We start from the raw sequence: 12186 nt of genomic DNA, 5'->3' as shown, positions 1-12186 counted from the left end.
TATGTTTTCAGTTATTAACTATAGTACCCTGGTTCTGATGGCGGTTTTCGTGGCCGCCTGTTCCTCATCCGAAAACCGCCTGCCCATCTACGGTGAACGCGATACGGTTACCAAAGAAGTGGATGGCAAAACCGTTACGGATACGGTTTATTACCAGATTCCGCCTTTCCAGTATACCAATCAGGACAGCCTTCCGGTTTCCGATAAAACGTTTGCCGGCAAAATCTACGTCGCCGATTTCTTCTTTACCTCCTGCCCGACTATCTGCCCCAAAATGAAGACGCAGATGAAGCGGGTTTTCGACAAATTCAAGGGCAATCCAGACATCATGCTGCTGTCGTACACGATTGATCCCCGGCACGACACCCCCGCCGTGCTGAAAGAGTTTGCGACCAGTCTGGGCGTAACCGGCCAGCAATGGCAGTTTGCCACCGGGCCGAAGGAGGAGATTTTCAAAACCGGCAAAAGCTACATGGTCGTGGCGCAGGATGATGCCGGGGCTCCGGGCGGTTTGCTGCATAGCGGCCATTTTGTACTGGTGGATAAGGAGAAACACGTCCGCGGCATGTACGACGGTACCACGGAAGAAGGGGCTGATAGGCTCATGGCCGACCTAAACCGTTTACTGGCCGAATACGAGAAGAAATGAGAAAACGGCCGATCTATTTACTCGTCTTACCCCTGTTTTTGCAATTCGCCTGCCAGAGTCAGTCAGAGTTGAAACAGGAGAAATATTTTGTGGAAGGCTATCAGTTGTATACCCAGCATTGCGCCAACTGTCACCAGGAAGACGGCAAAGGGCTGGAAGCCCTCTATCCGCCCATCAATGGGTCGGATTACCTAAAGAACAAGGAAAAGGTCATTTGCCTGATTCGGTACGGCCAGAACGAACCCATCGTGGTCAACGGACGTCCCTACAACCGGCCCATGCCCGCCAACCGTCAGTTAACCGACATCGACATCGCCGAGATCACGACATACATTTACAATAAATGGGGCGACGAAACGGTCATTACCGACGTAAAAGAAGCCAGTAAAATTCTGGATACGTGCCGGGTGCAACGCGAACGGCAGAAATTACAGCCTTAATTCGTACCGGAAAGCCGGAAAATGCCGGAGGTTTTTCGAATAAAATAGTGCGAAAAGCTCTGGTCCGTGTCGAGTCCAATTCCTTCGAGTCGTTCGTTGGTATTCCTGCTCAGCACTTTAACCGGTTTTTCGGTATACACCTTCTTGGTGGTGGGGTTCCAGTTCAGTTCGGGAGTATAAAGTTCTTCGTTTTTTTTCTTGTTGATCACCACCACATTGCCCATGACGCGGTAAAAGTTCTGGGCGTGAACGTACCGACCGGAATCCGCCCGTAACGTTGTTTCAACCTGTCCGTCCGGGCCGTAAAACTCGATGTTGACGGTTTTCGGGTAAACGCGGTCATTGGTCTGGTACTTATACTGCAACGGCGTTTTCATCTTCACCTTCAGCTGGGCCGCTTCGCTGTAGAGAATCTGGACATTGTTGATTTCTTCCGTTGGCCCTGAATACGGTTTTGTGGCTTTAGCCGCCGGCTCGTCCTTACACGCGATGATTCCGAGACTTAAAGCACTTACAAACAGAATAGATAGGGTACGCTTCATGGTATGTTGTTGGTTACTACTCAGGAAACGCAAGTCCGGTTGGCATGGTTCGCAGCCTTTCGTAAACGGTACGGCGGTTTTAGTCAACCTTATACCGCTGGAACCACTGCTGATTCAGCGACAACCCGAGTCCGATTTTGAAATACCGTTCCCGGATCTGACCGTCGGTGATGGTTCCGCGCTGTCCGCCGATCAGCGAAACCGTCACCGAGTTGACAAACTGCCCGACCGGCAACGAAAGCCCCAGGCTGACGTTGACATCCGTCGGTTGTTTTCCGCCCACGGAATACGGCAACTGGGCGTAATTGAACCCAAGCCGATACGGAATCAGATCCAGGTACCGGGTTGAACGGATTCTGGGCGTGTATTCGAGTCCGGCACCGATGGAATAACTGTCTTTCAACTGCCCTGACGTGCCGTCCAGGGCTTTATACTGTGACCAGGGCTGGTAACCAAACTCGACGCCAACGGCCAGTTTCTGTGATTTTTCGAGCACAATTCCGCCCCGAAACTGCGTCGGGAGCGTCACCGCACCGCCGGTACGGGAGCTCACCGTATCCGGATTGGAAATCAGGCTCCCACTGGCATCGATCTGCTGGTAGGTGTCCAGCGACGTTCCGTTCAGTTTTGTCTTTGGATCAATGGTTGCGCCGACGTTCAGGAACCAGTCTTTGTGCAATTTTGGTCGCCAGGCCGCCCCCAAGCGCCAGACGATGTCGCTATATGACGTCAGGGTGGAGCGTTTCACGGTAATATCGTCACCGCCAATCAGCAGACGCGAATCCGAGTCGTTGGTCGTATTTCCGAAAATAAACGCCCCTTCTACGCCCACAAAAATATTCTTTGTCAGGCTGAATCCATTGGTAAACGTAGCCTTGTTAAGCCCCCCTCGACCGCGGTAAATGTATTCGGACTCGTAAATCGTTCCGGGAACTTTCTGGTATTGGGTGGTCTGGTAGTCGACATAGCTATAGGGCCGCAGGCCAATGCCCGCCGACCAATACCGGGTTACCGGAAACGTGAAGGTCAGGTAGCTGAGGTTGGCCCCGAAATCCTGCTGATTCTGCCCCCGGGAATCGGCCAGCTTCTTGGATTGGCCCAACAGCCCGACTTCAAAAATCGTGTAGCGGTTACGAACCAGCAAAGCCGGGTTGACACTGTTCAGAAAGAAGCTGTTGGCGTAGGCCGTCCCCATGCCCCCCATGCCCAAATTGGTAATGTTACTGCTGCCATAAATTTCACCAACACCCAGTGATGAATAGGGAGAATTGCCAATACCTTGTGCCTGAGCGGTAAACGAAGCCATTCCAAGCAGTAAAAGGCAGGTAACCAAGACGGAATACAATCCGTTACGAGAGATAGACATTATGCTGTAAAATTCGATTCAATCCGATCAGTACCAGTTCGGGAACTGCAAAGATGGGGGGTTTCAGGCTACTTTCAAAAAACGGTGCATCTCCCCCGCAGATTAACACCTTTATTGCCGGATGTTCCCGACGATGAGCGTCGATGATTCCGCCCAGTTCGGCCCGTAAACCGTTGATCACTCCGGCCTGCATTGCCTGGCGGGTATTTTTCCCCAGCAGCGACGGCCGTGGTTCGTCCGGCTCTACCAGGGGTAGCCTTTCAGTAAACGAATGCATCGCCCGGAATCGCATACGAAAACCGGGAGAAATCATTCCGCCGAGAAAAACCGAGTCCGCATCCACATAATCGTACGTCACGCAGGTTCCCAGATCGATCACCAGACAGGCTTCATCCGGAAACAGAACCTTCGCTCCCACCGCCGACGCAATCCGGTCGGTGCCGAGCGTATGGGGCGTATCGTAACGCTTCTCCATCGGAACCGGCGTATAGCCATCGACCGCCAGCCAGTACGTTTCCGGTTTCAACGGCAGTTGTTCCCGCAGCTGTTCTGCCGGTCGGTTCGTCGAAGAAACCACAACCGCCGTCGGTTGTACGGTGAGGACCAGATCCTGTAATTCTTCGATGGTTACCTGCAACCGCGTTTCCAGTAACGTTTCGTTTTCGAATAAACCGGCTTTAAGGGCGCTGTTTCCCCAGTCAATAGCAATGTTCATCACTGCAAAAATTGTAAATCGATCTCAGATTCCTCAATTTTGGTACGTTAAAAATGCTTAAAATGTGGCATGGAATCCGTAAAAATGTGGTTTGAGCAACAATTGATGGGTAACTCCGTCGGAAATCTGCTGGTGTTTGCCCTCCTTATCCTGCTGGGTTTGTGGTTGAAACGCGTGCTGTCGATGACGCTCAGCCGGCTTTTTTACAGGCTGGTACGCCCCGATTCCGGTTCGGTAACCATCAGCGATTTTATACGATTGATGCGCAAACCCATCGAATTTCTGATTCTGCTGATTATGCTTTTCCTGGCCTTCGACCGGCTGGCCATTCCCGAACAATGGGGGTTTGTATCCCGAACCGAATTCGGTTACCGACTGATTATTTTCCGGTTGTATCAGACGACCCTGCTGGGCACGTTGGCCTGGATCGCCATCCGGTTTGTCAAATTTGTCGGGTTGATTTTTCAAAAACGGGCGGAACAGACCGAAACCAAGCTGGATGATCAACTGGTGCCTTTTGTTCGCGACCTGATGATTCTGCTGGTGTTAACCATTGCCTTTTTCGCCACGCTGAGCATTGTTTTCGACATCAACGTAATTGCGCTGGTCACCAGCCTGGGCATCGGAGGGCTGGCCATTGCGCTGGCCGCCCGCGAAACGCTCGAAAATTTATTCGCTTCCTTCGCCATTCTGCTCGACCGACCGTTCATTACCGGCGATACCGTCACGGCCGGGACCGGACCTAATCAGGTAACGGGAACCGTCGAAAAAATCGGTTTTCGCAGTACCCGGCTCCGGACCGACGACGGCAGCCAGATTGCCGTGCCCAACCGGCTGATGATTTCGCAATCGCTGGATAACCTGACCCAGCGGAAGCAACGACGCGCCAAATTTTACCTTCGGATGGCCCTCGACACCCCGTCCGAAACACTCCGGGCGATTGTTAGTGATATTCGCCAGTGGCTTGAAAACCACCCGCAAACCAACCAGAATCCCGCTCTGGTCCAGTTCGATGCCTTCGGTGAAAACTCGCTGGATCTCCTGATTCAATTTTACGTCGCTACCGGTGACTGGCGGGAATTCAACAAAGTAAAGGAGGAAGTGAACTATCAGTTACGGGCCATTGTTGAAAAACATGACGGGCAGTTTGCATTTCCATCCAGTATGGTGTATCTTCGAACCCATCCCGAACACCCGCTCGAAAAACAGTCCTGAATTTTTCAGTTTTTTTTGATAAATTGTAAAACATTCACGGGATTTAGCCGTTCTTGTTGACAAAGCGGGATTTAAATCTTAACATTGCGGTCAAAAGTTCCTGACCGGGTTGACTGGTTTCTGCCAATTTATCCATGTAATCTGAGGCCGCAAGCCAAATTCACCTGAACAACCTGTCTTCCACGAAACCATACCGCGCATCCGCGACGATGAGTTTACGCCCCGAAACAGTTGCTGAAAGTGCATAGGTCAAGCAAGTATCTGACTGTAAATTAATAACTATTTAAGCACGACTTTTCCTCATTTGGATTCATTCATCCACCGTTCACCAGGACTATGGTCCGATGCAGCGACAATTCTCTCACACTTATCAAGTAAAGCCCTCTTAGCTTAACTTAGGCTTTTTATGTACAATAAGGAAGACCTCGATCTGAAACTCTTATCAGAATTGAAAGCGATTGCGGAGTCATTCAGCATTCGTGACATTAGTAAATTAAATAAAAAGGACCTGGTTTACAAGATCTTAGACCAGCAATCCCTCCTGCCTGATCCGGTTCCGGCGGCTTCAGAAAATGGGACCAAAGCTGCCGCCAAAGCCTCCCCGACCGTCTCCCCGGAAGCCCCCCGCCGGGGCCGTCGCACCCGTATGGAAACGCCGGCTCCCGAACCGACACCCAGTACTCCGGAACTTTCCACCCCAGCCCCTGAACCGGTGATTCAGCCCGAAATCCAGTTGCCTCCTCCGGCTGCCGTTACCGAAGAAGTTCCGGTAGCCGTTGAGCGACCGAATCGCGATCTGACTCCCCCCCGAAATGGCCGCGTCCCTGAAAACCAACCGAATCGCCCCCAGAATCGCCGTGGGCCGGATGGCCTGACTCGACCACGTGGCGATCAAGCGGAGCCCAATGATCAGCGTCGGATGCGCCAGCGGATTCGGAAAGATAGCGAGGGCGTTTCGGAGAACCCGGTTCCGGCCAGCGAAAAACCGCAGGAACGAAAACCGGATCAGGACCGGCGTCCGCGCAGTAATGATCCGTTCCGAAACCAGAAACGGGAACTCGAACAACCCGCCCTGGATTTGTCACTGGAGCCCGATACCGACGATTTTTACACGGCTCCCGTTGAAACGGAACCCGAAACAATCGAGGTAACCGCTGTCGCTCCATCGGTGCCCGAAAGCCCGGTGCAACCGGCTCAACCGGAAGTGCCCGCCCTGCCCGCTCCTCCGCAACCGGATCGTCAGCAGCGTGATGTGACGCGGCAGGATGAATATACCAACCGAATTCGCCGGCAGTATAACCAACATGTTCGGGAGTTCGACGGCATTATAGAAAACGAGGGCGTGCTGGAAATTATGTCCGACGGAGGCTACGGTTTTCTGCGCTCGGCGGATTACAATTACCTCGCCAGCCCCGACGACATATATGTATCACCGTCACAAATTAAGTTGTTCGGCCTGAAAACCGGCGACACCGTTCGCGGTCAGATCCGTCCGCCGAAAGAGGGCGAGAAATACTTTGCCCTGTTACGGGTTTCGTCGGTCAACGGTAAGACCACCGAGGAAATTCGCGACCGGATTCCCTTCGAATACCTGACTCCGCTTTTCCCGGAAGAAAAACTGAACCTGAGCTACCGCGCCGACCAGTATTCGACCCGGATTGTCGACCTGTTTGCACCCATCGGTAAAGGGCAGCGCGGGATGATTGTGGCTCAGCCCAAAACCGGTAAAACCGTCTTGCTGAAAGACATTGCCAACGCCATTACGAAAAACCATCCGGAAGTTTACCTCATCATTTTGCTGATCGATGAACGCCCGGAAGAAGTTACCGATATGGCCCGTAGTGTAAACGCAGAGGTCATCTCCTCTACCTTTGACGAACAGGCTGAACGGCACGTCAAGGTATCGTCCATGGTGTTGGAAAAAGCCAAGCGAATGGTTGAGTGCGGCCACGATGTGGTGATTCTGCTTGATTCCATCACCCGTCTGGCCCGGGCCTACAACACGGTCGTCCCGTCATCCGGCAAGATTCTGTCGGGCGGGGTTGATGCCAACGCGCTTCATAAACCCAAACGGTTTTTCGGAGCCGCCCGGAATGTCGAAAATGGCGGTTCTTTAACCATTATCGCGACTGCGCTGATCGATACCGGCTCCAAAATGGACGAAGTTATTTTCGAAGAATTCAAGGGAACCGGTAACATGGAACTCCAGCTCGATCGGAAACTGTCCAACAAACGGGTTTATCCGGCCGTCGACGTTCTGGCTTCCGGTACGCGCCGGGAAGACCTCCTGCTCGACAAGGAAACCCTCCAACGGATCTGGATTCTGCGCAAACACATGGCCGACATGAACGCCATGGAATCCATGGATTTCCTGCTCGACCGGATGCGCGGAACCCGCAGCAACGAAGAGTTTCTGGTTTCAATGAATCGGTAAACACCCGGCGTCGAATTTTCGATTCGGTACCTGTAAAAGCCGTGCCGCAGATAGCAGGATCTGCGGCACGGCTTTTTTTATCCGGTTTTAGGATGATGATACTGACGGGGTTACTAAAAAAACATTGCGGTTTGGCATGACTTTCCCGGGTTCTGAACGTCACAAAGAGGATTGCAACCTTCAAATCCCCGTTCTTTCATGTTCACGCATAAAACTCCCTGGGTTGTTCTGTTACTCCTCTGGATGGGCGGTTCAACCTACTGGCATACGTGCCGGATCAAATTGCTCTGCCCGGACGATGCCTCTCCTGCAACGGTTTCTGTCCGGACCACGCCCGAAGCCCCCTCCTTCACGCCCCCCGGTCTGGAATTCACCGACGGAAAAACGGCTTCCTTCCGGTCCCTGAGTAATCTTTCTTTCGCCAAAGCCGGTGCTGAGGCCAATGTCACTAGCGTGAAACCCCTCCTCGACTCGCTTTCCCTATACCTGAAATCGAATCCGAACAAGACGATCCAGCTTACCGGTCTTTATGGTCCGAACGAATCGTCGGCAGAAGCCAACCTGGGTCTGGCGCGGGCGAACAACATCCGTGCGTACCTTATGGGTCCTGGAATCCCGGAAAGCCAGTTCCGGCTGACCGGCGAAGAAAGTAATGCGCTGGCTTTCACACCCGCGGGCGATTCATTGTACGGTGGTATTCGGTTCGCCTTTTTAGATGAGGTGGTGGTCAAAGCCGAAAAACCGGCCTCGGAAGAAGACCTTGCCAAAAAAGCGACGTTCGAATCCATTTTCAGGCCGATGGATCTGTATTTCAATACCGGCAAAACAGATTACATCCATACGCCGGAAACCAACGAATTTCTGAAGAATACGAAGGCGTACCTGAAATTGAATCCGAACCGGAAGCTGGTCGTAACCGGCCATACGGATAATATCGGGTCCGATGAAATCAATCTCATGCTCTCGAAAAAACGGGCCGCTGCCGTGAAAAAACAGTTTATAGCGGCCGGTATTGCCGCCCGCCAGATCGAGATTCAGGGCAAAGGTGAAGCGCAGCCCATTGCCTCTAACGACACGGAGGAAGGCCGCCGAACCAATCGCCGAACGGCAGTCGTCGTCAAACAATAATCATCCCCAATCCATCAAAATCTGTTACCGCTATGTTTGAAATGAATCCCCATCAGTTGCCTGATGCCGTCATGCAACATTGGATTATGTTGCTGGTATCCGGCGCGCTAGGTTTCATTATTGGCTACATTACCCGAAAAGCCGCCATTCGCACGCTCGAGGGGCAACTCAGCCGAACGGAAAGCCAGGTTGAAGAATGTGCCAAATCAAGCCAGACCCAGCAGGAAGAACTGGTGCTCCAGCGGATTTCGGCCCGCGCCAATGAGTTGAATTTCGGCCGCATCGGGCAAGCATCCCTCGCCGATGCTGACGATTTGAAAGAAATCAATGGGATTGGTCCCTTTTTCGAGAAAAAGCTTCACAGCCTGCGCATCTACACGTTTCGGCAATTGGCCAGTTGTACACCTGCCGATGTGGATCAGATCGGCAACATCATCGAGTTTTTTCCCGACCGCATCGAGCGCGAAGACTGGGTGGGCCAGGCCCAGAAACTGTATCGCCGGAAATACAGTGTGTAAAACAAAGTTTGACCACAAAACAGCCACAAAACCATGTTTACTTTAGATCCGTTAAGCCGGGGTGTCGCCATGACCGAAATGCTCCTGTTGCTGGCCTTTGCAGCACTGGTTGGGTACCTTTTAGCCTGGTTACTTACCAACGGCCGTATCAACGAATTACGGACTGCGCTGGCCGAACAGGAAGCATCGTTGGAAGAATGTCTACGCAAGCGCAAAACCACCAAAACGATTATTCAGCCCGTTCCCAAACCGGTAGAAAGAGTTGCTTCGGACGAAGAGATTATGTTTCGGAAGATCAGGGCCCGGGCCTCCGAGCTCAATTTTACCCGCATCGGTACTGCTACACTGAACGAGGCCGATGACCTGAAGGATATTGTGGGCGTTGGGCCTTTCTTCGAAAAGAAGCTGCATACACTCGGTATTTTCAGCTTTCGGCAACTCGCCAATTTTACGACCGAAGATGTGGAGAAGCTCAGTGATATCATCGAGTTCTTTCCCGACCGTATTGAGCGCGAAGACTGGGTGGGCCAGGCCCGACAACTTCAAGAAGCAAAATACGGAAGGCCGGTAAACTAACGTTTTCGGTATCCGGTTTTCGGTCCTAACGCACCTTTTATGAAAGGCCCCAGCGACCGAAAACCGGATACCGGAAATTCTCTACAACGTCTCCGCCGTCCGACGGATAAAGGCTGTCAGGTCGGCGCCGGAAAGCATGCCCTGCGCCAGTTTGGCCAGATCCAGACTTTGTTTTACCAGGACTTTCTGTTCCTCGGCGTCACTTTCCTTCAGAATACGGTCGGCCAGCGGATGGTTGGCGTTTACGGCCACGTTATAGCTGTCCGGCATCGGCCCGAACATATTCCGTTCGCCACTCAATGCCGACATATCTTTCATACGCCGGAAGAATTCGGGCAAGGTGATGATCACCGGCAGTTCGTCGGTCGGCATGGCCTCGACCGAAATCGTGGCGGTTTTGCTGCCGAGGGCTTCTTCAAACAAGGTTTTCAGCGTCGTTTTATCCTCTTCCGACAGCACGGTTTCATTGCTCAGGCCCTTGTCGATCAGCTTATCAAACGTATCCGAATCGACCCGCTTCAGGCTGGTCTTCTCCAGTTTGTACTCCAGTTGGTTGATGAAGTGGCTGTCGATGATGGTATCGAACAACAGCACCTCATAACCCCGTTTCCGGGCTGATTCCACAAAACCGTCCTGCTTCTGGAGGTCATTCGTATACAGCCAGACCACCGTTCCGTTCTTGTCGGTCTGGTTCTCTTTAACGGCAGTTGTAAATTCGTCGAACGTGAAGTATTTACCATCCACATTTTTCACCAGACAGAAATCCTTCGCTTTTTCGTAGAATTTCTCGTCGCTGATGATCCCGTATTTTACGAACAGGCCAATGTCGTCGAACTTCTGTTCAAAACCGGCCCGGTCGTTTCGGAACATTTCGGAGAGTTTATCAGCGACTTTGCGCGTGATGTAGCCGTTGATTTTCTTGACATTACTATCTGCCTGCAGGAAGCTACGCGATACGTTGAGCGGAATATCCGGCGAGTCGATCACCCCGTGCAACATCATCAGGAAGTCCGGCACAATATCTTTTACCTCATCGGTAATAAACACCTGGCGGCTGTACAACTGGATTTTTTCGCGCCGAATCTGAAAGTCATTCTTGACGCGGGGGAAATACAGCACCCCGGTCAGGTTAAAGGGATAATCGACGTTGAGGTGAATCCAGAACAGCGGTTCTTCCGACATCGGATAGAGTTCCCGGTAGAAATTCTTGTAGTCTTCGTCGGTCAGTTCCGAGGGTGATTTGGTCCAGATCGGAGCCGTGTTGTTGATCGTCGTTCCGTCAAATTCAATCGGAACCGGCAAAAACCGGCCGTACTTTTCCAGAATGGTCCGCAGGCGGTTTTTATCCAGAAACTCTTCCGAATCCGCGTTAATGTGCAGAATCACGTCCGTGCCGTATTCCGCGCGGTCCGCTTCAGTAATCTCAAATTCGGTCGAACCGTCGCAAATCCAGCGAGCCGCTTCCGAACCCTCTTTATACGATTTGGTAATAATTTCGACCTGGTCGGCGACCATAAATGCCGAATAGAAGCCCAGGCCAAAATGACCGATGATGGCCCCCTTCTCGTCCAGCTTATCCTTGTATTTTTCCAGAAACTCCGACGCCCCGGAAAACGCAATCTGGTTGATGTATTTCTTGATTTCGTCCGCCGTCATCCCGATTCCCCGGTCGCTGACGGTGATGGTTTTGGCTTCTTCATCGAGAGTAACCGTAACCTTCTGTTCGCCCAGTTCCCCGTTGAATTCGCCAAATCCGGCCAGTTTTTTCAGCTTCTGGGACGCATCGACGGCGTTTGATACCAGCTCCCGCAAAAAAATCTCGTGGTCGGAGTAGAGAAATTTTTTAATGATCGGAAAAATATTCTCCGTATGAATTGAAATTTGACCTTTTTCCTGAATGGTCGAGCTCATGACAATAAAGTGATGTTTAATTGACACTAAAAACCCTGCACAGGCGGTACCAACAACTGTTCCAGAGCGTCCCAGTGTGACAAGTTGGCAGGAAATGACACGTTCTTTTACAGAACGGCTCCCGTTGCAAGGAGGGAAAGCCGTCTTACAGCTGATCCGATGCGTCACGCCCCCCGATCAGTTGGTGTGTAAAGCGGTATTGGTACCCCTCAACCCGGTTTTCCAGGAAACCGCAAAAGTCTGAACCGCGCGACAGAAAGCCGGTTTCCGAAATTTTGACATTCTTCCCTTATTTTCGGACAAAGGGCAAACACCCTTTCATTTTTTTGTGTTTCGTATGCAGTGAAGTCGGGCACATCGCCGTCTATACCAGCCTTGTTACTGTGAATACGAAAACGTATACCGACATTACCACGGAAGAAATGGAGTCACTGGTGATGGAACCCGAAACCGTCATTGTGGACGTACGCGACGAATGGGAGTTTGAAGAATTCAACATTGGTGGCCTGAATATTCCGCTGGCCGAAATTCGGGCCAAACGTCATTACCTGGCTCCTTACGAGAATGTGATCGTGGTCTGCACCAACGGTGTCCGCAGCCGGGTGGCCGTCAAGGACTTATGCCGACATGCCGACATGGATGAGAAACGGCTTTACCACCTGAAAGGCGGTATTCTGGAATCCGACGAATAA

General features: G+C 52.0%; 12 protein-coding genes and 1 pseudogene. 8 read left to right on the top strand and 5 right to left on the bottom strand.

The genetic code is table 11. The annotated features are described in order from the left end of the window. The first annotated feature begins 1 nt into the window (after position 1). Both ACFPMF_RS01425 and ACFPMF_RS01420 read left to right on the top strand, forming a co-directional pair. Positions 2-649 carry an SCO family protein gene (locus tag ACFPMF_RS01425; RefSeq protein WP_379840641.1) on the top strand — a complete coding sequence of 216 codons (648 nt, stop codon included), beginning with the start codon at positions 2-4 and terminating at the stop codon, positions 647-649. Further along, positions 646-1089 (top strand): c-type cytochrome, encoded by a 444-nt coding sequence (locus tag ACFPMF_RS01420; RefSeq protein ID WP_379840640.1) that lies wholly within the window; start codon positions 646-648, stop codon positions 1087-1089. Before ACFPMF_RS01425 ends, ACFPMF_RS01420 begins: the two co-directional genes overlap by 4 nt. Here the strand turns inward: ACFPMF_RS01420 and lptC are convergent. The 3 genes from lptC to ACFPMF_RS01405 form a co-directional block, all read right to left on the bottom strand. Further along, a complete protein-coding gene (gene lptC, locus ACFPMF_RS01415) occupies positions 1086-1631 on the bottom strand; it encodes an LPS export ABC transporter periplasmic protein LptC (RefSeq protein ID WP_379840639.1) in 546 nt (181 codons plus the stop codon). The two genes, ACFPMF_RS01420 and lptC, sit on opposite strands and share 4 nt — an antisense overlap. A gap of 79 nt (positions 1632-1710) precedes the next feature. Next, positions 1711-2937, bottom strand: coding sequence for a hypothetical protein (locus ACFPMF_RS01410; protein WP_379840638.1), 1227 nt, complete (start codon positions 2935-2937; stop codon positions 1711-1713). 43 nt (positions 2938-2980) lie between these two features. Further along, on the bottom strand, positions 2981-3712 hold the full coding sequence (locus ACFPMF_RS01405; RefSeq protein WP_379840637.1) for a type III pantothenate kinase: 732 nt from the start codon (positions 3710-3712) through the stop codon (positions 2981-2983). Positions 3713-3781: 69 nt separating this feature from the next. Between ACFPMF_RS01405 and ACFPMF_RS01400 the strand changes: the two are divergent. Beyond that, positions 3782-4840 (top strand): annotated as a pseudogene (locus ACFPMF_RS01400) (mechanosensitive ion channel family protein); the annotation flags it as partial. Here ACFPMF_RS01400 and ACFPMF_RS01395 read toward each other — a convergent pair. Beyond that, on the bottom strand, positions 4822-4929 hold the full coding sequence (locus tag ACFPMF_RS01395; protein WP_379842734.1) for a hypothetical protein: 108 nt from the start codon (positions 4927-4929) through the stop codon (positions 4822-4824). The pseudogene ACFPMF_RS01400 and the gene ACFPMF_RS01395 sit on opposite strands and share 19 nt — an antisense overlap. Before the next feature lie 404 nt (positions 4930-5333). Between ACFPMF_RS01395 and rho the strand changes: the two genes are divergently transcribed. The 4 genes from rho to ACFPMF_RS01375 all read left to right on the top strand — a co-directional run bounded on the left by rho (position 5334) and on the right by ACFPMF_RS01375 (position 9583). Further along, positions 5334-7361 (top strand): transcription termination factor Rho, encoded by a 2028-nt coding sequence (gene rho, locus ACFPMF_RS01390; protein ID WP_379840636.1) that lies wholly within the window; start codon positions 5334-5336, stop codon positions 7359-7361. A gap of 198 nt (positions 7362-7559) precedes the next feature. Next, positions 7560-8489, top strand: coding sequence for an OmpA family protein (locus tag ACFPMF_RS01385; RefSeq protein WP_379840635.1), 930 nt, complete (start codon positions 7560-7562; stop codon positions 8487-8489). 32 nt (positions 8490-8521) lie between these two features. Then, positions 8522-9007 carry a hypothetical protein gene (locus ACFPMF_RS01380; protein WP_379840634.1) on the top strand — a complete coding sequence of 162 codons (486 nt, stop codon included), beginning with the start codon at positions 8522-8524 and terminating at the stop codon, positions 9005-9007. 33 nt (positions 9008-9040) lie between these two features. Then, positions 9041-9583 (top strand): hypothetical protein, encoded by a 543-nt coding sequence (locus ACFPMF_RS01375; protein ID WP_379840633.1) that lies wholly within the window; start codon positions 9041-9043, stop codon positions 9581-9583. A gap of 81 nt (positions 9584-9664) precedes the next feature. Here the strand turns inward: ACFPMF_RS01375 and htpG are convergent, their stop codons facing one another. Beyond that, positions 9665-11494 (bottom strand): molecular chaperone HtpG, encoded by a 1830-nt coding sequence (gene htpG, locus ACFPMF_RS01370; RefSeq protein ID WP_379840632.1) that lies wholly within the window; start codon positions 11492-11494, stop codon positions 9665-9667. Positions 11495-11877: 383 nt separating this feature from the next. Between htpG and ACFPMF_RS01365 the strand changes: the two genes are divergently transcribed. Further along, entirely contained in the window at positions 11878-12186 is a 309-nt protein-coding gene (locus ACFPMF_RS01365) for a rhodanese-like domain-containing protein (protein WP_379840631.1), read from the top strand.

It is taken from the genome of Larkinella bovis (assembly GCF_042655385.1).
In the GTDB taxonomy this organism is placed as follows: domain Bacteria; phylum Bacteroidota; class Bacteroidia; order Cytophagales; family Spirosomataceae; genus Larkinella; species Larkinella bovis.
The sequence above is the reverse complement of the archived record's forward strand: the minus strand, read 5'-3'. Positions and strand labels throughout refer to the sequence as shown.

Coding starts and splice junctions, on each gene's coding strand:
- rho (WP_379840636.1), top strand. CDS start 5,334: ATGTACAATAAGGAAGACCTCGATCTGAAACTCTTATCAGAATTGAAA.
- ACFPMF_RS01385 (WP_379840635.1), top strand. CDS start 7,560: ATGTTCACGCATAAAACTCCCTGGGTTGTTCTGTTACTCCTCTGGATG.
- ACFPMF_RS01380 (WP_379840634.1), top strand. CDS start 8,522: ATGTTTGAAATGAATCCCCATCAGTTGCCTGATGCCGTCATGCAACAT.
- htpG (WP_379840632.1), bottom strand. CDS start 11,494: ATGAGCTCGACCATTCAGGAAAAAGGTCAAATTTCAATTCATACGGAG.
- ACFPMF_RS01405 (WP_379840637.1), bottom strand. CDS start 3,712: ATGAACATTGCTATTGACTGGGGAAACAGCGCCCTTAAAGCCGGTTTA.
- ACFPMF_RS01420 (WP_379840640.1), top strand. CDS start 646: ATGAGAAAACGGCCGATCTATTTACTCGTCTTACCCCTGTTTTTGCAA.
- ACFPMF_RS01425 (WP_379840641.1), top strand. CDS start 2: ATGTTTTCAGTTATTAACTATAGTACCCTGGTTCTGATGGCGGTTTTC.
- ACFPMF_RS01375 (WP_379840633.1), top strand. CDS start 9,041: ATGTTTACTTTAGATCCGTTAAGCCGGGGTGTCGCCATGACCGAAATG.
- ACFPMF_RS01410 (WP_379840638.1), bottom strand. CDS start 2,937: ATGGCTTCGTTTACCGCTCAGGCACAAGGTATTGGCAATTCTCCCTAT.
- lptC (WP_379840639.1), bottom strand. CDS start 1,631: ATGAAGCGTACCCTATCTATTCTGTTTGTAAGTGCTTTAAGTCTCGGA.